The sequence below is a fragment of the Azospirillum sp. TSH58 genome (genome assembly GCF_003119115.1).
GTDB lineage: Bacteria > Pseudomonadota > Alphaproteobacteria > Azospirillales > Azospirillaceae > Azospirillum.
In genome coordinates, this window is record NZ_CP022363.1 from 1 (window position 1) to 21,097 (window position 21,097).

19 protein-coding genes and 1 pseudogene are annotated in these 21,097 nt (G+C 68.9%); 10 read left to right on the plus strand and 10 right to left on the minus strand.

Annotation, left to right across the window (positions count from 1 at the left end):
- Positions 1-15 precede the first annotated feature (15 nt).
- The 5 genes from TSH58p_RS00010 to TSH58p_RS00025 all read left to right on the plus strand — a co-directional run bounded on the left by TSH58p_RS00010 (position 16) and on the right by TSH58p_RS00025 (position 3,643).
- Positions 16-216 carry a tripartite tricarboxylate transporter TctB family protein gene (locus TSH58p_RS00010; protein ID WP_256380037.1) on the plus strand — a complete coding sequence of 67 codons (201 nt, stop codon included), beginning with the start codon at positions 16-18 and terminating at the stop codon, positions 214-216.
- A gap of 18 nt (positions 217-234) precedes the next feature.
- Positions 235-1,239 (plus strand): tripartite tricarboxylate transporter permease, encoded by a 1,005-nt coding sequence (locus tag TSH58p_RS00015; protein WP_109469003.1) that lies wholly within the window; start codon positions 235-237, stop codon positions 1,237-1,239.
- Positions 1,224-1,544: a hypothetical protein gene (locus TSH58p_RS32850; protein WP_162600001.1), complete on the plus strand. Its 321-nt coding sequence runs from the start codon at positions 1,224-1,226 to the stop codon at positions 1,542-1,544. The genes TSH58p_RS00015 and TSH58p_RS32850 overlap by 16 nt, the downstream gene beginning before the upstream one ends.
- Positions 1,545-1,733: 189 nt before the next feature.
- Entirely contained in the window at positions 1,734-2,708 is a 975-nt protein-coding gene (locus TSH58p_RS34630; protein ID WP_109469004.1) for an SMP-30/gluconolactonase/LRE family protein, read from the plus strand.
- Positions 2,709-2,866: 158 nt separating this feature from the next.
- Positions 2,867-3,643, plus strand: coding sequence for an SDR family NAD(P)-dependent oxidoreductase (locus TSH58p_RS00025; RefSeq protein WP_109469005.1), 777 nt, complete (start codon positions 2,867-2,869; stop codon positions 3,641-3,643).
- Positions 3,644-3,674: 31 nt separating this feature from the next.
- Here TSH58p_RS00025 and TSH58p_RS00030 read toward each other — a convergent pair whose 3' ends face one another.
- Entirely contained in the window at positions 3,675-4,112 is a 438-nt protein-coding gene (locus TSH58p_RS00030; protein ID WP_109469006.1) for a hypothetical protein, read from the minus strand.
- Positions 4,109-4,351: a hypothetical protein gene (locus tag TSH58p_RS00035; RefSeq protein ID WP_109469007.1), complete on the minus strand. Its 243-nt coding sequence runs from the start codon at positions 4,349-4,351 to the stop codon at positions 4,109-4,111. The genes TSH58p_RS00030 and TSH58p_RS00035 overlap by 4 nt, the downstream gene beginning before the upstream one ends.
- 404 nt (positions 4,352-4,755) lie before the next feature.
- On the opposite strand from TSH58p_RS00035, the gene TSH58p_RS00040 reads away from it, so the two are divergent.
- Entirely contained in the window at positions 4,756-5,985 is a 1,230-nt protein-coding gene (locus TSH58p_RS00040) for a sensor histidine kinase (protein ID WP_109469008.1), read from the plus strand.
- Between the two features lie 64 nt (positions 5,986-6,049).
- Here the strand turns inward: TSH58p_RS00040 and TSH58p_RS00045 are convergent.
- The 5 genes and pseudogenes from TSH58p_RS00045 to TSH58p_RS00065 all read right to left on the minus strand — a co-directional run.
- Positions 6,050-6,433 (minus strand): annotated as a pseudogene (locus tag TSH58p_RS00045) (two-component system response regulator); the annotation flags it as partial.
- Positions 6,434-6,475: 42 nt separating this feature from the next.
- Complete coding sequence (locus TSH58p_RS00050) at positions 6,476-9,544, minus strand: response regulator (protein WP_109469010.1); 3,069 nt, start codon at positions 9,542-9,544, stop codon at positions 6,476-6,478.
- Between the two features lie 13 nt (positions 9,545-9,557).
- Positions 9,558-10,379, minus strand: a complete 822-nt coding sequence (locus TSH58p_RS00055) for an ABC transporter substrate-binding protein (protein WP_247873812.1) — start codon at positions 10,377-10,379, stop codon at positions 9,558-9,560.
- A gap of 7 nt (positions 10,380-10,386) precedes the next feature.
- Positions 10,387-11,163 carry an ABC transporter substrate-binding protein gene (locus tag TSH58p_RS00060; RefSeq protein WP_109067973.1) on the minus strand — a complete coding sequence of 259 codons (777 nt, stop codon included), beginning with the start codon at positions 11,161-11,163 and terminating at the stop codon, positions 10,387-10,389.
- A 264-nt stretch (positions 11,164-11,427) separates the two neighbouring features.
- Entirely contained in the window at positions 11,428-12,918 is a 1,491-nt protein-coding gene (locus tag TSH58p_RS00065) for a PAS domain-containing methyl-accepting chemotaxis protein (RefSeq protein WP_109067974.1), read from the minus strand.
- Positions 12,919-13,329: 411 nt separating this feature from the next.
- Between TSH58p_RS00065 and TSH58p_RS00070 the strand changes: the two genes are divergently transcribed.
- Both TSH58p_RS00070 and TSH58p_RS00075 read left to right on the plus strand, forming a co-directional pair.
- On the plus strand, positions 13,330-13,788 hold the full coding sequence (locus tag TSH58p_RS00070) for a MarR family winged helix-turn-helix transcriptional regulator (protein ID WP_199230015.1): 459 nt from the start codon (positions 13,330-13,332) through the stop codon (positions 13,786-13,788).
- A 32-nt stretch (positions 13,789-13,820) separates the two neighbouring features.
- Positions 13,821-14,222, plus strand: coding sequence for a DUF1398 domain-containing protein (locus tag TSH58p_RS00075; RefSeq protein ID WP_109067975.1), 402 nt, complete (start codon positions 13,821-13,823; stop codon positions 14,220-14,222).
- 22 nt (positions 14,223-14,244) lie between these two features.
- Here TSH58p_RS00075 and TSH58p_RS00080 read toward each other — a convergent pair whose 3' ends face one another.
- Complete coding sequence (locus TSH58p_RS00080) at positions 14,245-15,330, minus strand: hypothetical protein (RefSeq protein WP_247873814.1); 1,086 nt, start codon at positions 15,328-15,330, stop codon at positions 14,245-14,247.
- A gap of 325 nt (positions 15,331-15,655) precedes the next feature.
- Between TSH58p_RS00080 and TSH58p_RS00085 the strand changes: the two genes are divergently transcribed.
- Positions 15,656-17,677 (plus strand): methyl-accepting chemotaxis protein, encoded by a 2,022-nt coding sequence (locus tag TSH58p_RS00085; protein WP_158282547.1) that lies wholly within the window; start codon positions 15,656-15,658, stop codon positions 17,675-17,677.
- A gap of 24 nt (positions 17,678-17,701) precedes the next feature.
- On the opposite strand, the gene TSH58p_RS33765 is transcribed toward TSH58p_RS00085, so the two are convergent.
- Both TSH58p_RS33765 and TSH58p_RS00095 read right to left on the minus strand, forming a co-directional pair.
- Entirely contained in the window at positions 17,702-18,853 is a 1,152-nt protein-coding gene (locus tag TSH58p_RS33765; RefSeq protein ID WP_247873815.1) for a DUF2325 domain-containing protein, read from the minus strand.
- Between the two features lie 201 nt (positions 18,854-19,054).
- On the minus strand, positions 19,055-19,447 hold the full coding sequence (locus TSH58p_RS00095) for a GreA/GreB family elongation factor (protein WP_109067978.1): 393 nt from the start codon (positions 19,445-19,447) through the stop codon (positions 19,055-19,057).
- Positions 19,448-19,742: 295 nt separating this feature from the next.
- On the opposite strand from TSH58p_RS00095, the gene TSH58p_RS00100 reads away from it, so the two are divergent.
- A complete protein-coding gene (locus tag TSH58p_RS00100; RefSeq protein ID WP_109067979.1) occupies positions 19,743-21,002 on the plus strand; it encodes a Glu/Leu/Phe/Val dehydrogenase in 1,260 nt (419 codons plus the stop codon).
- The last annotated feature ends 95 nt before the right edge of the window (positions 21,003-21,097 follow it).

Genomic DNA, 21,097 nt, shown 5'->3' on the forward strand with positions numbered 1-21,097 from the left:
GCGACCGCCGTCTACATCTACATGCTGTCGCTGATCGGCTACCTGCCCACGACGGTGGTGTTCCTCATCGGCATGATGCGGCTCATGGGCATGCGCAGCTGGGTGCGTGCGCCGATCATCGCGGTCGCGGTCACGGCCTTCCTGTATCTCGTGTTCCTGTACGCCCTGCAGATCCCGCTGCCGGACGGAAGCCTGTTCGAAACGGGCGAGTTCTAGTCAGCGAGGAGATGGAAGATGTATGAAATCGACATGCTCCTTCAGGGCTTCGCCAACCTTGCCAGCGAACCCCTGCCGCTTCTGCTCGCCCTGATCGGCGTGACCCTGGGCATCATCATCGGCGTTCTGCCCGGCCTGACGGCCACCATGGGCGTCGCGATCCTGCTGCCCTTCACCTTCGGCATGGACCCGGTTTCGGCCATCCTGATGCTGTGCGGCGTGTTCTTCGGCGGCATCTTCGGCGGTTCGATCACCGCGATCCTGCTCAAGATTCCCGGCACCCCGGCCGCCGCCGCGACCGCCATGGACGGCTATGCGCTGAGCCAGAAGGGCCAGGCCGGCCTCGCGCTCGGCACGGCGACGCTGTCCTCCTGCTTCGGCGGTTTCCTCAGCGTCTTCATGCTGATCTTCCTGGCGCCGCTGCTGGCCGGCATCGCGCTGGAATTCTCCGCCGCCGAATCCTTCGCGCTTGCGGTGTTCGGCCTGTCGATCATCACCAGCGTGTCGGGGGACTCCCTGGTCAAGGGCCTGATCGCCGGCTTCCTCGGGCTTCTGCTGTCCACCGTCGGCCTCGACCCGATGGCGGGCTTCCCCCGCTTCACCGGCGGCTTCAACGAGCTTCTAAACGTTCCCTTCATCCCGGTGATGATCGGCCTGTTCGCGGCGTCGGAAGCCTTCAAGTCGCTGGGCCAGCCGGAGACGCGGGCCGAGGTCAAGGTCTACATCGGCCGGATCATCCCGCCCTGGAGCGTCTTCAAGGGCCTGATCTTCACCATTCTGCGCTCGTCGGGTCTGGGCATCATCGTCGGCATCATCCCGGTGCCGGTGCGGACATCGCGTCCTTCGTCGCCTACAACGAGGCCAAGCGTTCTCCAAGAACCCGGAGAATTCGGCAAGGGCGAGATCAAGGGCGTCGCGGCCGCGGAGTCCGGCGCCAACGCCTGCACCGGCGGCGACCTGCTGCCGATGATGACGCTCGGCATTCCGGCGACGCGGTCAACGCGGTCATGCTGGGCGCGCTGACCATGCAGGGCTCCAGCCCGGTCCGCTGCTGTTCAAGGACCACGCGGTCTGGTCTTCACCCTGTTCGCCGGCATGCTGTTCTGCTACGCGGCCTGCTGATCGTCGGCCTGTCGTCGCTGCGTCTGATGGGCAAGGTGCTGGAGATGCCGCGCGCCATCCTGACGCGCTCATCCTGGCGCTCTGCGTCGTCGGCGCCTACGCCATCAACAACAGCATGTTCGACGTGGCATCATGCTGGCGTCGGCGTGGTCGGCTTCTTCATGCAGCGTTGGGACTATCCGGCGTCGCCGGTCGTTCTGGCCTGATCATGGTCCGATGGCCGAGGCGAGCTTCCGCCGCGCCCTGTCCCTGTCGGGCGCAGCCTGGACTTCCTCTACACCCGTCCGATCACGCTCGGCTGCTGACCGTCGCGGTCATCACCCTGGCGCTGCGCTGCTGCGCTACTTCCGGGCAACGGCGCAACGTCGACCGCGAACGGCGCGGCCGCCGGCACCGTGGGACCGCGAAATGACCGCCCGTGGCGTTGCCGTCACCCAGATCGGCCTGGAAGCCGTCTTCGATCCCGACCTGCGCAACGCACCGGCGAGAATCCGGTCTGGGACGCCGAGCGGGGTCTGTGGACCTGGATCGACATCCCGGCGCGGACCATCCACCGGCTCGACCCTCCAGCGGCGCCCACCGCGCTGATCCTGCCGGAGATGATCGGCAGCCTCGTCCTGCGTCCGGACGGCGGCGTGGTCTGCGCCTGCGAGACCGGCGTCTTCGACGTGGATCTGCCGGAAGAGGGCGGAGAGGCGGTGGTCACCACCCTCGCCACCCACCGTTTCCCGAAGGAGGGCATGCGCTTCAACGACGGGCGCTGCGACGGCAGGGGCGGTTCTGGCTGTCCAGCATGGTCATGGACATCAGCAAGGGCGACGCGTCCGGCCTGTGGCACCGCTCACGCGGGCCGATGGGCTGACGGACACCGGGACCGGCGGCTACATCATCCCAACGGCTCCGCCTTCAGCCCGGACGGCCGCACCCTCTACGCGTCCGACAGCCACCGCGACGTGCGGATGGTCTGGGCCTGGGATTATGACACGGACACCGGCACCGCCGCAACCGCCGCCCTTCGTCGACATGCGGGCGATGGTCGGCGTCCGACGGCGCCGCGGTGGACGTCGACGGCTGCTACTGGATCTGCTGCCTGGACGAGGCTGCATCAAGCGCTTCACCCCGAACGGCGACCTCGACCGCCGCATCGAGGTGCCGATGCGCAAGCGACCATGTGCGCCTTCGGCGGGCCGGACCTGCGGACGATGCTGGTCACTCGCTCTGCCGCGGCCCGGCGGACCTCGCGAGGACCCGCATGGCGGGCGCGTCCTGATGTTCGATCCCGGCGCCCAGGGCCTGCCGGAACCCCGCCTGACTGTTTGAACCTCTCCCCACTGGGAGAGGTGGCCCGAAGGGCCTTTCGCGCTGGCTAAAGCCAGCGCTGACGGCGGCAGGCGGATGCCTATGGCATCCGCTGAGAGCCGGTGAGGGGGATGTGCGTGGCGGTGCGTTCGGCGCAAGCGGAACCCCTCACCCTGACCCTCTCCCAGAGGGGAGAGGAACTTCAAGACCAAGACACGAGAGGCAAGGAATGTTTGACGATCTGAAGGGCAAGCGCGTTCTGATCACCGGCTCCACGCAGGGCATCGGCCTGGCGGCGGTGGAGGCGTTCGCCCGCGCCGGCGCCAAGGTCGCCATGAACGGCCGCCGCATCCCGGCGGACCTGGAGGCCACGCTGGCCCGTCTGAACGGGCTGGGCGGCGAGGTCGTCTTCCTCCAGGCCGACGTGTCGGACAGCGCGGCCTGCGGCACGCTCGTCGAGGCCTTCGTGGAGCGCTTCGGCGGCATCGACGTGCTCATCAACAACGCGGGCGGTCTGGTCGCGCGCAAGCCGCTGCCGGAGATCGACGACGCCTTCTTCGACGCGGTGACCGACCTGAACTCCCGCTCCGCGCTGATGGTCACCAAGCACGCCCTGCCGCACCTGAAGGCCGCGGCGGCGCAGAATGGCACCACCTCCTCGGTGATCTCGGTCGGCTCGGTCGCCGGCTACACCGGCGGCGGTCCAGGCGCCGGCCTGTACGGCGCGGCCAAGGCGTGGCTGCACAACATCCAGAAGAACTGGGTGGCCTTCCACACCAAGGACGGCATCCGCTTCAACATGGTGTCGCCGGGCACCTTCGACACGGCCTTCCACGCCGACAAGGACGAGGACACCAAGGCCCGCATCGGCTCCGGCTTCCCGATGGGCCGCTTCGGCCGTCCGGAGGAATGCGCCCCGACCTTCCTGTTCTTCGCGTCGCACGCCTGCAGCGGCTACATCACCGGGCAGGTGCTGGACGTCAACGGCGGCCAGTACATGCCGTAACGGTTGGCAATCCCGTCCGCGTCCGTCTGGGTCAGAGCGGGCGCGGCGGGATCGCGGCGGTGAAAGCCGCCGTCTTGGCGGCGATGGCCGGCAGGGTGGGGAAGGGCACGCCGTCCTCGCACCGCAACTGACGGGCCACCGCGTGCAGGGTGCCGTGATGGCGGCGGCAGAGGATGCCGTCGGCGTCGCGGTCGTAGAGCCGGACGAACTGGACGGGCGCCGCCCCATCCTCCGCATGGACCTCCACCTCCACCAGATGGGTGCAGAAGGAGCAGGCGGTCAGCGGGTCCGTCGAATCGAAGGCCACGCCGGCCTCCAGGCAGCGCCGCGCGAAGGCTTCGAGCAGCACCGACGCGCTGTCCACCGTCTCCAGCCCACGCAGGGCGCGCACGACGTCGCGCATGTGGCCGACCTCCGGCAGGATCAGTCCGGCGGCGGAATGGCGGTCGTGGATCACCAGTTTCATCATGATGCGCAGGCCGTCTCGAACCGGGCGTCCCGGTGGTTGGCCGTGCCGCTGGCGGCGTAGCCGGGCCGGTTCGACCACACCCGCTGGCGGATGCGGATCTGCGTCCGGCAGTCGGCCGAGCAATAGAGCGGGGCCGGGCCGCGGCCGGAGGCGCGGGTGAAGGGCCGCCCGCAGCAGGCGCAATGCAGCGTGGGCGTGGGAAGGGTCCGGGTCGTACGGGCGTGTGTCGGCGTCGGCATGGCTGGATTCACGAGGCATTTCCAAAGTTGGACGGACTATACGAGCGGTCTGTGACAGTTTGACGGGTGGGGGCGGACTACCACTTTTTCGCGCCCCGGCCGCCGCTCGCGGACACGGAAACGCCCGCGGGCGCCGGCCGGTTCCCCCGGCACGGCGTGGCGTCCGGTAAATTCGGTCGATGTGTAAAATTCAGTTGATCTTTGTTCAGAAAAAGAATCGAAAAGAGAGTGCTTCTCCCGAATGGCACCGATAAATTGTCTTTGATGATAAAAAATCGCGTTGTAAGGTCCCTTTTGGCGGACGAGGGTGTTTCTGCGGGCCGGTGACGCGCTGGTTGTGGCCGGCGCCCCTGAGCGGGGCCGTGCCGGATCGTCCCTTGCCGCTGCAGGAGGAAGGGGCGGATATGGGAGCACCGACGAAGGCGACGATTCTCATCGTGGATGACACCGCCGACAACCTTTCGCTGCTGAGCAGCCACCTGAAATCCATTTATGCGGTCAAGACCGTGAACAATGGCGACGCTGCGTTGCGCATCGCCTTTTCCGACCATCCGCCGGATCTGATCCTGCTCGACGTCATGATGCCGAGCATGGACGGTTACGAGGTGTGCCGCCGCCTGAAGGCCGATCCGCGGACCAGCGACGTTCCGGTGATCTTCCTCACCGCCCGCACCTCCGTGGAGGACGAGAAGTTCGGCCTGGACCTCGGCGCCGTCGATTACATCAGCAAGCCGATCAGCCCTCCCATCGTCCTGGCGCGGGTGAAGAACCACCTTTCGTTGAAGGCGACCGCCGATTCGCTGCGCGCCACCGTCGAGGAGGTGCGCGCCGCCCACAGCCGGCTGGAGGAAACCCAGCAGCACCTGATCCAGACCGAGAAGATGGCGGCGCTGGGCCTGCTGGTGTCCGGCGTCGCGCATGAGATCAACACGCCGATCGGCGTGGCCCTGACCGCGGTGTCCCATCTTTCCGGGCTGGTCGAATCGCTGGCCTCGCAATTCCAGAGCGGGGCGATCCGCAAGTCCGACCTCGCCCGCTTCCTGGAGAACGCGCGGGAAGGGACGCTGCTGGTCACCACCAACATCGTGCGCACCGCCAACCTGATCCAGAGCTTCAAGCAGGTGGTGGTGGACCGCGCCGGATCGGAACGGCGGGTGTTCGACCTCAAGGATTACTTGTCCGACGCGCTGTTCGGGCTGGACCCGCATCTGCGCGAGGCCGGTCACAGCCTCACCATCTCCTGCCCCGCCGGCCTGACCATCGACAGCCATCCCGGCCCGCTGTCGGAGGTGCTGTCCATCCTGATCCGCAACGCCGTGGCCCACGCCTTCCGCCCCGGGCAGAGCGGGCGCGTCACCCTGTCGGTCACGCCGAGCGAGGAGGAATGGGTGGAACTGCGCCTGTCCGACGACGGCAGGGGGATCGATGCGGAGCATCTGCCCAAGCTGTTCGATCCCTTCTTCACCACCCGCCGGGGCATCGAGTTTCCGGGCTTGGGGCTCTACATCGCCTTCAACCTCGTCCATCAGGTGCTTCAGGGCACCATCGAGGTGGAAAGCCCGTCCGACGGCGGGGCCAGCTTCGTCGTCCGCATGCCGCGGCGCGTGTCCGCCCTCGCCGAAGCGCCGGCCTGAAACCGGCCCGTCGCGACGCGGCAGGCGTGGGCGGGCGCGGTCAGGACACCGGAACGCGCTCGGCGACCCGTTGCAGCACCGTCGGAGGATCGACCGGCTTGGCGATGTAATCCACCGCCCCCATGGCGAAGCCGCGCTCCCGGTCGGCCTCGTCGGTCCGGCCCGTCAGGAAGATCACCGGGATGTTCCGGGTTCCCGGCGCCTCCTTCAAGGCGGCGCAGACCTCGTAGCCGTCCATGTCCGGCATCACCACGTCGAGCAGGATCAGGTCCGGCGCCGGGATCGCGGCGGCGATCTCCAGCGCCTTGCGCCCGTTGTTGGCGACCTTCACCCGATAGCTGTCCTTCAATAGGCTGCTCAGCAGCTTCAGGTTGTCCGGCGTGTCGTCCACGATGAGGATTGTGGGCTTCGACGCGGCAGGAACCGGTGCGGGCGATGCGATGTCCATGAAAACGTTCCGAATTGAGGTGCCGGCAAGGCCGGCGTCTGTTCAGGCCTGGGCGGTCGCGCCGCGGTCGATCGTCAAGCGGTCGGCCAGCGCCGCGTCCAGGGTGGCGACGGCGTCGTCGAAGTCGAAGTTGCGGATCTGGTCGGCGATGGTGTCGAAGCGGTCGGGGAAGGCGGCTCGCAGCAGGCCGGCGTTGGCCGCCAGGGCCTCCTCCGCGTCGGGGTCGCTGTCGAGCAGAAGCTGGCGGAGCCGGTCGCACAGGGCGAGGAGTTCGTTTTCATCCACCGTGGCGGGCTGGGCCGCGGCCCCGGCTCCGGACGCCGCGGCGTCGCCCGCCGATGCCAGCGCCGCGTCCAGATGGGCGAGAAGGGCGCCCAGCGGCGGCTCCAGCGCGGCCAGCCGCGCGTCGATCTCCGCGCGCGGCCGGGCGTCGCGGATGACCGCTTCCAGGCGTTCGGCGGCGTCCTGGACGGGGTGGGCGCCGATGTTGCCGGCGGTTCCCTTCAGCGTGTGGGCGTAACGCTCCGCCGCGGCGGCGTCGCCCTCGTCCAGCGCCGCGCGGATGGCGACCGTCACCCCGCGCTGTCCGGCGGTGAACTTGCGCAGCAGGTCGAGGTAGAGGCGCTTCTTGCCCAGCACCCGCGACAGCCCGGTGGCGGTGTCGAGCCCGGGGACAACGGCGGGCAGGTCGCCCTGGTCCTCCACCGCCGGTGCGGGGAGGGGAACCGGGGCCTCGGCGCCCAGTCCCGGCCGGGGCGTGATCCAGGCCAGCAGGGTGGCCCACAGCGCATCCGGGTCGATGGGCTTGGCCAGATAATCGTTCATGCCCGCGTCCAGGCAACGCTCGCGGTCGGCCTGCATGGCGTTGGCGGTCATGGCGACGATGGGCAGGCCGGTGAAGCCCAGCCGCCGGATCTCCAGGGTCGCGGCGACGCCGTCCATGACCGGCATCTGCATGTCCATCAGCACGAGGTCGTAGTGGGCCGCCTGCACCATGGCCACGGCGATGGCGCCGTTCTCCGCGACCTCCACCACCAGCCCGGCGTCGCCCAGCAGCTCGCAGGCCACCTGCTGGTTCAGGTCGTTGTCCTCGGCCAGCAGGATGCGGGCGCCGCGCAGGTGCGACAGGTCGGCGGCCGCCGCGGCGGCCGTCGCCGGAAGGGCGTCCGCGGTCTGCTCGTCCGCGCCCAGAACCCGCATGATGCCGTCAAACAGGGCGGACGGGTTGACGGGCTTGAACAACACCTCCTCAATGGCCGTGTTCTCGGCGCCCTTCAGCACCTCCTCCCGGCCATAGGAGGTGACCATGATGTGGTGGGGGGCGTGGTCCAGCTCCAGAGCGGCGAGGCCGGCGGAGGTCTCCAGCCCGTCCATGCCCGGCATCTGCCAGTCCAGCAGAACGACGCGGAAGGGCCGCCCCTCGCGCGCCGCGAGGCGGGCCGCCTGGATGGCGGCGGGGCCGGACTCCACCGCCTCGGCGGTGAAGGACATGGCCGCCAGCATGTCGGTCAGCACGACGCGGGCGTTCTCGTTGTCATCCACCACCAGACAGCGCAGGCCGCGCAGGTCGGGCCGCGGCAGCAGAAGGCGGCGCGGCTTGTCGCGGCCCAGCCGGGCGGTGAACCAGAAGCAGGAGCCGCGGCCCGGCGCGCTCTCCACCCCGACCGCGCCGCCCATCAGCTCGGCCAGCCGCTTGGAGATCGCCAGCCCCAGCCCGGTGCCGCCGTATTTGCGGGTGGTCGAGGCGTCGGCCTGCTGGAAGCTCTGGAAAAGCTGGCGTTTCTGCTCGTCGCTCAGGCCGATTCCGGTGTCGCGGACCTCGAAGCGGATCAACAGCTCGCTCCCGACCTCCTCCTCCAGCCGGACGATGATGGCGATCTCGCCGCGCTCGGTGAACTTGACCGCGTTGTTGGCGTAGTTGACCAGGATCTGCCCGATGCGCAGCGGGTCGCCGATCAGGTCGCTGGGCACGTTCTGGGCGACGTCGAAGATCAGCTCAAGCCCCTTGGCCGCGGCCTTCTCCGCGATCAGGTCGGCCAGCGTGCCCAGCACCTTGTCGAGGTGGAAGCCGGTGCGCTCGACGCTCAGCTTGCCGGCCTCGATCTTGGAGAAGTCCAGGATGTCGTTGATGATGCCCAGCAGATGCTGGCCGGACTGGCTGATCTTGAGGACGTAATCGCGCTGGCGCGGCGTCAGGTCGGTCTTCAGCGCCAGATGCGACAGGCCGATCACCGCGTTCATCGGGGTGCGGATCTCGTGGCTCATGTTGGCGAGGAAACTGGCCTTCGCCTGGGACGCCGCCTCCGCCCGGTCGCGGGTCAGGCGCAACTCCTCGGCCTGGGTGCCCAGCCGGACGACGGCGTTCAGGATGCTGTCCAGCTCCTGCGTGCGGGCGCCGGGAAGCCGGATGTCGCGCTCGCCCTCGCCGATGCGGCGCAGGCCGTCGGCCGCGAACAGCAGCGGCCGCACCACATGGCGGCGGATCAGCAGCCCCGCGGCGATGAAGATCGCCAGCACCGCGACGAAGGCGAACTGGATGACCTGCGACACCAGACGGGTGCGCTCCTGGATCTGGCCCAGCCGGCCCGCCGTCAATTCGGTCACGTCCACCAGCAGCCGGTCGCCGACCGCGTTCAGTTCCACCAGCGTCTGCGCCCATGACTCGCCCAGGCGCTCCTCCTCGGCGGTCGGCGCGGCGTCGCCGGCGGGGCCGTTCTCCGCCCGCCGCGCCTTGGCGGAGGAGACCTGCCGGATCACCGCGTAGGCGTCCGTCACCTGCCGCTTCAGCGAGGGATCGAACTGGAAGGTCGGGTGGAAGGCCAGCGCCTGGGCGGCCAGAAGGGCCTCGCGGCGGCGGCGCGGGTCGTCGACGGAGAGGACGATCGCCCCCGACTGCTTCAGCCGCTCCAGATTCACGACGGCGCGCTGGCGTTCCAGGATCAGCGGCACCATGCGGTCCTGGCTGTCGGCGGCCAGCCGTTCCATCTTGCCCTGTTCGGCGACGATGCCGAGGAAGAGCAGGCCGATCAGCGCCAGCAGGATCGCGCCGCCGGTCAGAATCGCCGGCTGCAGCCGTACGCGGGGATGCCTGCGGTCGCGGGCGGACGCCATGGCCGGTTCCGGATCAGTAGATGTCGAAGGGGAAGTAATTGCGGTTGATCCGCTGATAGGTGCCGTCGTTGCGCAAGGCCGTCAGGGCCCGGTCCACCGACTCCTTCAGCGCCTGCCGGCCGGGCGGGAAGACGATGTGCACGGTCCCGCCCAGCCCGTCCTCCGACATCGGGGTACCGATGGTCTCGAAGCCGTCTCCGGAGTCGGACAGCAGGAAATGCACCACGTTCAGCGTCGGGCCGATGGCCATGTCGCTCTGGCCGCTGCGCATGGCTTCCCACAAGTCCTCAAGCGTCAAGACGGGCACCACATTGGCCTGCAGCGCCGGATCGGCGTCGGCCAGACGGAGCAGGGCCGCGTGCTGCCGCGAACCGCGGATGGCGGCGATGCGCCGGCTGCGGACCGCGTCCTCCAGGCCCAGTTCGGGCATGCCCCGCCGCCCGACCAGGCTGGTGCTCGATCGCCAATAGGGAATCGAGAACAGCAGCCGCTGCTCGCGGTCCGGCGTGCGCAGGACGTTGCCGAAGCCGATGTCGTAGCGGCCGGCGGCGACGTCGTCGATGATCTGCTTGAAAGGGGCGGCGTCGAAGCTGCACGCCACGTCCAGCGACCGGCACAGCTCGCGGCCGAAGTCGATGTTGAAGCCGACCAGCAGCCCGTCGGCGTCGCGGTTGCTGAAGGGCGGCGAATGGTCGATGACCACGATGCGCAGGAACGGCTTGCCGGCCGGCGGCGGCGCGTCCGCCCGTGCCGCCTGGGCCAGCGCGAGTCCGGCGAACAGGACCGCGATGATCGGGAGGACCGGTGCGGTGGGGAAGCGCATGCGGAAACCCATCGGGGCCTCAGTACATCCGGAAGGGCAGGAAGCGGGAGCTGATGGCGTCGTATCGCCCGTCCGCGAGGATGGCGCGCAGGGCCATGTTGACGCGGTCGCGCAGTTCCTCGCGCCCCAGCGGCAGGGCGATGGCGGATTCGCCGCCCAGCCCGCTCTCGGTCAGCGGGTCGCCCACCACCTCCAGAGCCTCCCCCTCCGCGCTGGTCAGCAGGTGGACGGTGACGGCGGTCGGGGCCAGCGCCAGATCGACCCGCCCATCGATGACGGCGCGCAGCGCCTCCGCCTGATCGTCGTAGATCACGATCGCGCAGCCGGTGTTCTTCGCGGTCAGGTAGTCATATTGCTTCGAGCCGCGGGTGACGGAGACGCGCTTTCCCGCCAGATCGGGCGCCACGCCCAGCGTCCATTCCCCGGCCCGTCCGATGTAGCTGGAGCTGGACCTCTTGTGGCGGTCGGTGAAGAGGTATTTCTTCATCCGCTCCGGAGTCTTCAGGATGCTGGCGACCGCGAAGTCGGCGGCGTTGCGATCCAGCAGGTCCAGCACCTCCGGGAACTGCAGGGCGGTGATCTCGCAGCGGATGCCCATGGTGTCGCACAGCGCCCGGGCGATCTCCACCTCGAAGCCGGTCAGCTTGCCCTGCTCGTCCACCATCGCGTAGGGCGCCATCCTCCAGGTCAGCACCCGGTAGACCTCGTCCGCACGGGCCGACACCGCCGCCGGAACGCAGAACAGGATGGCAAGCCACAGGGTCGCGACGGTGCGGAACGGCATCAGGCGGTGCATGGGCTGCCTCGGCAAAGCGGAACGATGGAGCACAGCGCCCGTCCGACGTTTCAGCGCCGCGGGCACGGAGCGCTCCGATTGAATTTCAGCGCTTTCGCCGGACCGTTTTCCGGCTTCGACGAGACAATACCATCATGAAGAGACCGGTCAAGCTTGGCATTAACCTCATAAGTTGTTTCATTTCTGGAACATATCGCGGAACTGGTGTCGCGTGGATTTTCCGTCGCCGGTGCCACGTTTGGGTTTTGTCCACCCTGGCGATCGTCAGGCCGCCAGGGTGCGCGAGAGCGCCTTGACCTTTCCGGTCGACTCCGCGGCCTCTTCGGTGGCGCGGGCGATGCCGGCCATGTTGCCGCTGATGGTCGTGATGGCGTCGGCGGTGAGCTGCATGTGGGCCGAGATGTCGCGGACGACGGCGCTCTGCTCCTCCGTGGCGGACGCGATGGCGGCGGAGATGCCGTTCAGCTTGCGGATCGTCCCGCCGATCGAGGTGATGGCGCGGGCGGCGGAATCGGTGGCTCCCTGGACCTGTGCGATCTGCGAGGTGATCTGCTCCGTCGCCTTGGCCGCCTGGGTCGCCAGGGCCTTCACCTCGGACGCGACCACCGCGAAGCCCTTGCCGTTCTCCCCGGCCCGCGCGGCCTCGATGGTCGCGTTCAGCGCCAGGAGGTTCGTCTGGTTGGCGATGTCCGAGATCATCTTGACCACCATGCCGATCCGCTTGGCGGCCTCCACCAGCTCCTCGACGGTCGCGCCGATCCGTTCGGCCTCGCCGACCGCCTCGTTCGAGATGACGGAGGCGGTGGCGGTCTGCTGGCTGATCTCGTTGACGGAGGCGACGAGTTCCTCGGCGCCGGCGGCGACGGATTGCACGGTGTGGCTGGTCTGGGCGGCGGCGGTCGCGGCGGCGGCGGCCTGCCGGTTGGCATCGGCGATGGCCTGGCTGATATGGCCGAGGTCGCCATCCACCGTGCGCCCGACGCCGGCGCGGTTCAGCCGCTCCTTCACCCGGTCCGTGATGTCGGTGGCGAACTTGACGACCTTGACCAGACGGCCTTGCGGGTCGAAGACAGGGTTGTAGCTGGCCTGGATCCAGACGTCCCCGCCATCCTTGCGCAACCGCCGGAACTCGGTCGTCTGATGCTCGCCGCGACGGAGCGCGTCCCAGAACCGGCGGTAGCCGTCGCCGTTGCGCTCCTCCGGCGCCACGAAGATGGCGTGATGCCGCCCGGCGATTTCGTCCAGCCGATAGCCCATGGTGGCAAGGAAGTTGGCGTTCGCCGTCAGGACGTTGCCGTCGATATCGAATTCGATGACCGCCTGCGATTTGTTGACCGCTGCGATCTGCCCCTCCTGATCGGCGGACCGGCGTTTGACGGTGGTGATGTCCATGGCATAGACGACGATCTTGACGGTGCGCCGCCCCTGGTCGCGGATCGGCGTGAAGATCGCATGGACCCACGACTCCCGCCCCGCCTCGCCACGCAGCAGGCATTCGCCGGACCACGGTTCGCCGCGCCGCAGCGCATCCCAGAGGGCCTGGGGGTTGCCGCTTCCCTGGCCCTGAAGGGAAAGAACCGATGACCATTGCCGGCCCTTGATCGCGTCCTGGCCGCAGCCGAGGGCTGCAACGAAATTTTTGTTTGCGGAAAGAACCATGCCGTCCGGTGAAAGTTCGACGATGGCCTGTGCGGCATCCAACGCCGCGAGCTTGGCGGTTTCTTCTGCGCGTTTCGCTGACAAAAATTTGAACATGGCATCACCAGAGGCTTGTGGAAATGGCCGTCGGACCGTATTCGGGATTGATTTAGATGCCACTAATCATGGATTTCAAATTAATTTGTCACAAGAGGTTTTGTCAAATAGTCATAGTCTTATCGTTTACCGCATTTGTAATATACGGCAAGGGCACTCTCGGGCGGGTCAGGCCTTCATTGAATGTTTTGGTTCGGCACTGATTAATTTCCGGAGCGTTTTCGGAACGGAAATTACTGAGCAAGCCTTTGATTCCTGCCGATGGTGCCTGTCAAGACTGAGGCACGCCACCCGCGCGATTGGAAGGCCTGTGCGTCAGAGTGTTTCATCGCGACGCCAAGCCGTGGCGCCAGACAGTTGACAAGGAAACCATTCGCCTATAGTTTCCTAGGAAACTCATTGGAGGGCCGGTTGCCCGAATCGAACGTCAGCCCCCTGGACGCGCATCTTGGCTACTGGCTGCGCTTCGTGTCGAACCATGTCTCCCAGGCCTTCGCCGCGAAGCTGGCGGGGCGGGGGGTGACCGCCGCCGAATGGGTCGTCCTGCGCGACCTTCACGACCGCGACGGTGTGGCGCCCAGCCTGCTCGCCGACCGGCTGGGCATGACGCGGGGGGCGATCTCGAAACTGGCCGACCGCCTCACCGCCAAGGGGCTGCTCACCCAGACCCCCGACCCGGACGACCGGCGTTACCAGACCCTGGCCCTCACCCCGGACGGCCGGGCGCTGGTGCCGGACCTGTCCGCCCTGGCCGACCGCAACGACGCCGAGTTCTTCGGGCACCTGGACCCCGCCGAGCGGGCGCGGATCGAGGAGACGCTGAAGGGCGTCGTCCGCCGGATGGGGCTGCGCTCCATACCCATCGACTGACCGCGACGCGCGCGCCGCACGGAGGAAACGTCATGGACTCCAAGATCACAGCCATCCTGCGGGAGTGCAGCCGCGCTTCGGACGAGGAGCGCATCACCTTCCCCGAGGTCGTCGCCGCGCTGGGCGTCGCGGGGGTGGAGCGCTATCACACCGATCTCGTGCGCGCGGAAACCACCTACTACTTCCCGGACGGGACGACGGAGCGGGTGGAGGCCCGGCCTTGCCGCCTGCCGCCGGCCCTGGACTTCTCGGCGGAAGGCGTGGCATCCGCCGTCCGCGCCATCCAGTCCGGAGCGATCCGCTACGGTGGCTTCTGCGAACGGGTGCTGCGGGCCGGCTGCGCCGGCTGGACGGTCAGCCTCCTGGGCCGGCGGGTCGTCTATTACGGCCGCGGCGGCGACAGCCACACCGAGTGGTTTCCCGGCGCACGCTGACGCCGGTCCGCCGTTCCCGCCGTCACCAGCCCAGGCGGCGGGACAGCACGGGGCCGAGGTCGCCGCGCCACTCCTTCAACTCGGCCTCCGCGCGCTCGACCGCCCGCTGGTCGCGGTAGCGCTTGAGCGCGCGGTTCGCGTCGCCGCGCGCCTCCATGGCGGCCAAGCGCTTCGCCACCTCCGGCTCCGACGCCACCGCCTGCCGCCAGCGCTCCAGCCGCACCTCCGCCACCGCGTCCACGATGGGCTGCAGCGCCGGCATGCGGCCCAGCTTCTTCACGCCGGGCGCCAGCCGGGCCGCGGCGGCGGCGGCGGCTTCCTTGGGAATGCGGGGGAAGGCCCGCTGCACCGCCTTGGTCAGCGCGTCCTTGATGTCGTCGCCGCGTTGCTTCGCCTCGGCGCCCCGGCTCACCCGCACGGCGGCGCGCGCCTGCTTCTTGGCGTGCCAGGACAGGATGCCGTCGGCGATCTCCCGCGCGTCGGCGTCGAGCCAGACGACGCTCTCCGCGCTGTCCGCGAGCAGGGCCTTCGCCGCGTCGGGAAGCTCCGGGTTGTCCGCAGAGGCCGTCCCGGCGAGACCCAGGGCCTTCAGCGACCGCAGCGAGCGCGCCCGTCCCTCGTCGCCGGCCAGCAGAACGGATTCCGCCAGCGTCCCGCCATCCAGCAGGCTGTGCAGAAGCTCCAGGTCACCGTGCGTCCAGCGGCGGGCGGCGGTCAGACGGTCCACCCGCAGGCGCAGCAGGTCGCGCACCGCCGGGCGGGCGGCGGCCGGGACGCAGCTTTCCACACGCCACACCCCGCCCTCGAACCGCGCGACGACCCATTGCGCGCCGTTCTCGACGGGGCGGTCGGTGGGGAAGGCGCCGTCCAGATTCCAACGGTCGCTGGCCCGCAGACAGCCCTCCGGCGGCGCCAGCCATGGCGTTCCCGGCTTGGAATAGAAGCTGGGGGCCACCGGGCTGCGCAGGACGAAGCGCCAGCCGGCGACCTCCGCGGCAAGACTGTCGGGCATGGCGGCCGGACGAGGCGCGTCACCCAGCTTCAAGAGGGGTTCGGGGGCATCCTGGCTGGGCAGAGAGGTTTCGGGCGACGGGTGTTCAGACGGCATGACGGCTCCTTCCGGCGGCACTGTAGCACAGGGCGTGGCGGCGCCCCGCAACTTTAGCCGTGCGCCAGCCTGTCATTTTCGAACGTTCTGCGGAAATTTTCCAAAAGCAAATCTGCAATAGCTGTCACCAAATTCGGAGTTTTGTTCAAAACACGCTCCTGATCAGGCGCTTCGAGGTCCTTTGACCGAAGTCAAGGAAAGGCGTCGTGCTCTGCCTTTGAGTCGGTCAATGTTGTCCGTTCCCGAGGGTTCTGCGATGCGATTATTCTCCATCAAAGTCATTCTACCGATGATTGTCGGTGGGCTCGCCCTGCTTGGAATTTTCATGGCGGGGGACGCCGCGTTCGTGGCCCTTCGCGGCGTCGAAGCGGCGTCGGCTTACCGGAACGTCAATCAGGTGGCTGGTGGATTGGTCGTCGCCGCCGGAGAATTCGCCCTTGAGCGGGGAGCCACCAACGGAGCGCTGAACGGCGCCAGCGCGCTGCCCCCGGAACGGCGCCCCCGGCTGCAACAGCGCCGCGATGCCGCCGACGCCGCGTTGCGCACCGCGCTGGAGACGCTTCCCACCATTCCCGAAATGGTCCCGCACGGTCCTCGCCTGAGCGAGGTGGAGGCATCGTCGGCCTCCTTCCGGGAGCATCGGCGCGGGGTGGACGATGCGTTGGCCCGCGACGCCGGCGGGCGTTCGCCGCACGTGGTGTCGGGCTTCGTCGGCACGATCACCGCTCATATCGAACGGATCGGCGCCTTGCGCCTGCTGCTGGAAGCGGTCGCCCCGCCGCCGAAACCGGCGACGCTGCAACTTGTCCAACTGCGCGGCTACGCAGCGGACATGGCCGAACACGCCGGGCGGGAGCGCGCGCTGTTCAGCGCCCTCATCGCCAGCGGTCGGCCGGTCGTCCCCGGACAGGCCGAAGCCCTTGCGAAATCCCGCGGACGGTTGGAGCAGGCGTGGGATGGCATCCGCGCTCTGCGCACCCGGCCGGACATCACTCCCGACCTCGCGCGGGCCATCGACGGGGTCGAGACGGCGTACCTCCAGGGATTCGCCGAGACCCGGCAGGCGGTGCTGAAGGGCGGCGCGGATGGCCGGTATCCCCTGACCGTCGACGACTGGATGAGCCGGGCGACCTTGGGCATCGACTCCATCCTCAGGCTGGCCGGAACGGTGGGCACCGCCATCGACGCGGCGGTCGCGGGGGCCGCGGAGGAGGCGCGGACCGACCTGCTCGTCAGCCTTGCCGTGCTCACGCTCAGCCTGATTCTGGGCATCGGGGGCTCGCTGCTGGTGATCCGCCGGATCGTCCGGCCGCTGACGGCGATGACCGGGGCCATGCGGCAACTGGCCGACGGCGATCTGGCGGTGGCCATTCCCGGCACCGGACGGCGCGACGAGATCGGCGCCATGGCGCAGGCCGTCGCGGTCTTCCAGGAGCACGCCGTCGCGCGCGAGCGGCTGGAGGCGGAGCAGCGGCGCGACCAGGAGACGCGCGAGCGGCGGGCGGCGGCGCTGGACCGGCTGACGCGGGGCTTCGAAGCCAAGGTGAGCGGGCTGGTCGGCACCCTGTCCTCCGCCGCGACGGAGATGGAGGCGACCGCCGGCTCCATGTCGGCGGCAGCCCAGCAGACCAACCAGCAATCCTTCGCCGTGGCCGCCGCGTCGGAACAGGCCTCGACGAACGTGCAGACCGTGGCGGCGGCGACCGAACAGCTCACCGCGTCCATTCGGGAGATCGGCAACCGCGCCGCCCAGTCGCAGTCCATCACGACGCGGGCCGTCGCGGACGCCCGGCGGACGGACGAGACGGTGCGGCTGATGGCCGGCTGCGCCCAACGCATCGGCGAGGTGGTCGGGCTGATCCAGGCGATCTCCAGCCAGACCAACCTGCTGGCTCTGAACGCCACCATCGAGGCGGCCCGCGCCGGCGACGCCGGCAAGGGCTTCGCCGTGGTGGCGCACGAGGTGAAGACGCTGGCAAGCCAGACCGCCCAGGCGACCGACGACATCGCGGTCCAGATCGCCCAGGTGCAGACGGTGACGCGCGACGCCGTCTCGGCGATCCGCGACATCGCCACGGTGATCGGCGAGGTGAACGAGATCGCCACCGCCATCGCCGCCGCGGTGGAGGAGCAGGGCGCCGCCACCCAGGAGATCACCCGCAACGTCCAGCAGGCGGCCGTCGGCACGCAGGAGGTCGCCTCCAACATCGCCGGCGTGCAGCAGGCGGCCAACGACACCGGGGCGGCGGCGACCCATGTGCTGAGCGCGGCGCAGGAGCTGTCCCAGCAGGCGGAGCGGTTGACCGGCGAGGTCGGCGATTTCCTCGCCGGCGTCCGCAGCGCCTGATCGCAACGGGTGCTTGGGCGGTGCTCAGTGGTGCGCGGATTCCTCCCCGGCGCCGTCCTGGCCGAAGCTGTGCAGGATGCGGGCGAAGCTGGTGGCTCCGGCGCTGCGCATGGGAACGAAGGGCTTGCCCATGCGGCGGCACAGCCCCTTCACCCGCAGGCAGGCGTCGTGGCTGACGCAGTCGACCGGACAGACCACCACGTCGGCGCGCTCCACCAGCCCCTCCAGGCAGCGGGTGGTCTGCTCGAACCCGCCGTCATGGTGCAGCAGGCAGCCGTTGCGCGTCTCCACCGCCGCCCGCAGATGGGGCAGGCTCTTGGTCCGCCCGCCCACATAGAGGATGGCCCGCCCGCCGAGATCGGTCGGGGTGCTCGTCTCGGCGGTGGCGGCGCGACGGGTTTGCGCGGCCGGCGGGTCGAGCAGGCGGCGCAGCCGCTCGACCTCGGCCTCGGCGTGGCGGGCACGCATGCGCTCGCTGGCGACGCGGCGGTGCAGGGCGTCCATGGTGCGCAGCAGCCGCGCCTGACCCGGCGCCCGGACCGACGGGGCTTTCGGGACGCTGGGCGTTTCCGGAACCGCAGGCGCGGCCCGCTGTGCGGCGAGTTGCGCCTCCAATTCCCGGATGCGCGCGTCCTTCTCGGCGACGCGCTCGGCGGCGGCGCGTTCCTGCTTCGCCAGCCGGGCGGTCAACTCGTCGCAGCGCCGGGCCAGATCGCGGTTCTCCCGCAGCTGGCGCCGGTTCTCGCCCCCCATCAGGTGGGACAGCATGTGCACGTCGGCGAAGGCGCGCACGCGCACGGCGTCGGGCATGGCGCCGTGGCTCAGCACGCCCCAGTAGGCGGCGGCCACGTCGCCCGAGGCCACCGCGGCGGTCCACAGCGCCATCCAGCCCTCTTCCGTGGTCTCGCGGGCGAAGCGCTTCACCGCGACGGCGAAGGTCTCGTCCAGCCGCTTGTGCATCAGCCGGGCTTCCGGCCCGTCCTCCGCGGCCTTCTCCACGAAATAACGGTGGATGTCGTAGGGGCGGGCGTCCGCCGTGGGGACCAGCTTCAGCCGCCGGCACAGCCACGCCACGTCTTCCGACGACAGGCAGGTGCCCACGATCGAGCAATGATACTCCGTGGGGATCGTCCACAGCTTCCGGCGCTTGGCCTGTCCCAGTACGCAGGATGGCACGGTCTTCCGACAACGCTCACACATCGTCTCCGCCCCCGATTGGCTTCGGCTGTTGGGTTTCCGGTTCCCTCCGGAGCCAGGTGCGGCGGTGGAGCGGAACATGCTCCACTAATAGTGCGAATCATTCGCATTTGCAAATGAAGAGCGCTGTCAGCCGGACGCGCCCCGCGGGGCAGGTGATCCGGCGTCCGGGCGACGGCTTCAGGCCGGGAGAACGCGCTCGATCATCAGCCGCCGCGTCGTTCCGTCCGCGTCGCTGTAGGGCATGAAAGCCCCCTCCCGGAGGCCGAGCAAGGCGACGCCCAGCGGGGACGCGACGGTGATCTGGTTCTCCTTGGGCGATTGGTCCGGGTAGACCAGCTCGCCCCATTCGGGCGGCAGGCCGTCGTCGCGGCGGAACAGCACCCGGCTGCCCATGCGCACGATCGTTCGGGGCAGGTCGCTTTCCGGGCGGACGATCGCACGGTCCAACTCCCGCGACAGGAAGGCCGAGACCTCCGGAGCCTGCACAGCCAGCCGCTCCACGGCGTGCAGCAGGCGGCCGTAATCCAGGCGTCCGATCCAGATCAGCGGCCGGTCGTTTCCCTCGGTCATCGCTTTGTCCTCGGCTGGGCGGCGGCGGGCAGTCAATCCCGGACGAACTCTTGCCCGCGGGCATTGTCCGCAACCATCCGTATGATTACGGAGCGCAGGCCACACTTCGCCCTGTAAAAAATTTATCGTTGTTTTTCAGTGTGTTGCGTGATTTCCGTAGTAATACGGATATTTTGATCCGGGTTATTCCCCAGTAGAAAAGCCGTCATATGCCTTAGGGGAAGTGAGCAGAACCTTCCAGGAAGGAGATGCGGCCAACCTTCGGTGCTCCTGACCGAAACCATGGGGAAAAGGAATGGACGATCTGCTTTCGGGGGCGCTGAGCCGCCTGGATGAAGCCGCAAAGCATGTTGAGGTGGATTCCGAGGTTCTCGAGAAACTGAAATACGCCAAGGAGACCCTGAGCGTCCGCCTGTCCGTGCGCATGGACGACGGATCGCGGCGCTCCTTCCCGGCGTGGCGGTGCCGCTACGACGACACCCGCGGCCCGACCAAGGGCGGCATCCGCTTCCACCCGAGTTCCAACGTGGAGGAGGTGACCACGCTGGCCTTCTGGATGACCTTCAAGTGCGCGGTGATGAACCTGCCCTACGGCGGGGGCAAGGGCGCGGTGAAGGTCGATCCGCACAGCCTGTCCAAGTCCGAGCTGGAGCGACTGTCGCGGGCCTATGTGCAGGCCTTCGCCGGCATGATCGGGCCAGACCGCGACATCCCGGCGCCGGACGTCTACACGAACTCCATGATCATGGGGTGGATGGCCGACGAGTACAGCTCCATCGTCCGCCAGCCGAGCCCGGCGGTCATCACCGGGAAGCCGCTGCCGCTCGGCGGTTCGCTCGGGCGCGACGACGCGACCGCGCGCGGCGGCTACTACCTCATCAAGCATCTGGAGGAGGATCTGCGCCTGACCGGATCGGCCCGCCGGGTGGTGATCCAGGGCTACGGCAACGCCGGCTTCCACATCGCCCGCCTGCTGCACGCCGACGGCTACCGCATCGTCGGCCTGTCCGATTCCCGTGGAGCCATCGTCTGCGAGGACGGGCTGGACCCGCAGGCCGTGCAGGAGGCCAAGGAGCGCGGCGGTTCGGTGACCGCCTACACCGGGAACGGCGCCCGCGCGGTGACCGGCGACGAGCTGCTGGGCACCGCCTGCGAGATCCTGGTCCCCGCGGCTCTGGAGGATCAGATCCACAAGGGCAACGCTGGGCTGATCAAGGCCCGCGTCGTCCTGGAACTCGCCAACGGCCCGATCACGCCGGACGCCGACCGCATCCTGAACGAGACCGGCGTCATCGTCCTGCCCGACATCCTGGCGAACGCCGGCGGCGTGACGGTGTCCTACTTCGAGTGGGTGCAGAACCGCCAGGGCTACTACTGGGGCCTCGACGAGATTCATGAGCGCCTTCGCGTGATCATGGAGACCGAGGGCCGCCGGGTCTGGGACATGGGCACGGCCAAGCGCATCCCGATGCGCACCGCGGCCTACGCCCACGCGCTGGAACGGCTGTCGAAGGCCATCGCCGCGCATGGAACGCAGCCGTTCTTCGTCGGCTGATCCGTGCGTCGCGGGGACGGGGGCCCGCCGGGTTCCCGTCCATCGCATGGGCGCCCATCGCATGGGCGACCCGGCCGGGGGGAGGTGTATAGTCC

Coding starts and splice junctions, on each gene's coding strand:
- TSH58p_RS00035 (WP_109469007.1), bottom strand. CDS start 4,351: ATGCCGACGCCGACACACGCCCGTACGACCCGGACCCTTCCCACGCCC.
- TSH58p_RS00015 (WP_109469003.1), top strand. CDS start 235: ATGTATGAAATCGACATGCTCCTTCAGGGCTTCGCCAACCTTGCCAGC.
- TSH58p_RS00055 (WP_247873812.1), bottom strand. CDS start 10,379: ATGGGTTTCCGCATGCGCTTCCCCACCGCACCGGTCCTCCCGATCATC.
- TSH58p_RS00025 (WP_109469005.1), top strand. CDS start 2,867: ATGTTTGACGATCTGAAGGGCAAGCGCGTTCTGATCACCGGCTCCACG.
- TSH58p_RS32850 (WP_162600001.1), top strand. CDS start 1,224: ATGCTGGGCGCGCTGACCATGCAGGGCTCCAGCCCGGTCCGCTGCTGT.
- TSH58p_RS00040 (WP_109469008.1), top strand. CDS start 4,756: ATGGGAGCACCGACGAAGGCGACGATTCTCATCGTGGATGACACCGCC.
- TSH58p_RS00075 (WP_109067975.1), top strand. CDS start 13,821: ATGGACTCCAAGATCACAGCCATCCTGCGGGAGTGCAGCCGCGCTTCG.
- TSH58p_RS00060 (WP_109067973.1), bottom strand. CDS start 11,163: ATGCACCGCCTGATGCCGTTCCGCACCGTCGCGACCCTGTGGCTTGCC.
- TSH58p_RS00030 (WP_109469006.1), bottom strand. CDS start 4,112: ATGATGAAACTGGTGATCCACGACCGCCATTCCGCCGCCGGACTGATC.
- TSH58p_RS00080 (WP_247873814.1), bottom strand. CDS start 15,330: ATGCCGTCTGAACACCCGTCGCCCGAAACCTCTCTGCCCAGCCAGGAT.
- TSH58p_RS00050 (WP_109469010.1), bottom strand. CDS start 9,544: ATGGCGTCCGCCCGCGACCGCAGGCATCCCCGCGTACGGCTGCAGCCG.
- TSH58p_RS00095 (WP_109067978.1), bottom strand. CDS start 19,447: ATGACCGAGGGAAACGACCGGCCGCTGATCTGGATCGGACGCCTGGAT.
- TSH58p_RS00085 (WP_158282547.1), top strand. CDS start 15,656: ATGGCGGGGGACGCCGCGTTCGTGGCCCTTCGCGGCGTCGAAGCGGCG.
- TSH58p_RS00100 (WP_109067979.1), top strand. CDS start 19,743: ATGGACGATCTGCTTTCGGGGGCGCTGAGCCGCCTGGATGAAGCCGCA.
- TSH58p_RS00065 (WP_109067974.1), bottom strand. CDS start 12,918: ATGTTCAAATTTTTGTCAGCGAAACGCGCAGAAGAAACCGCCAAGCTC.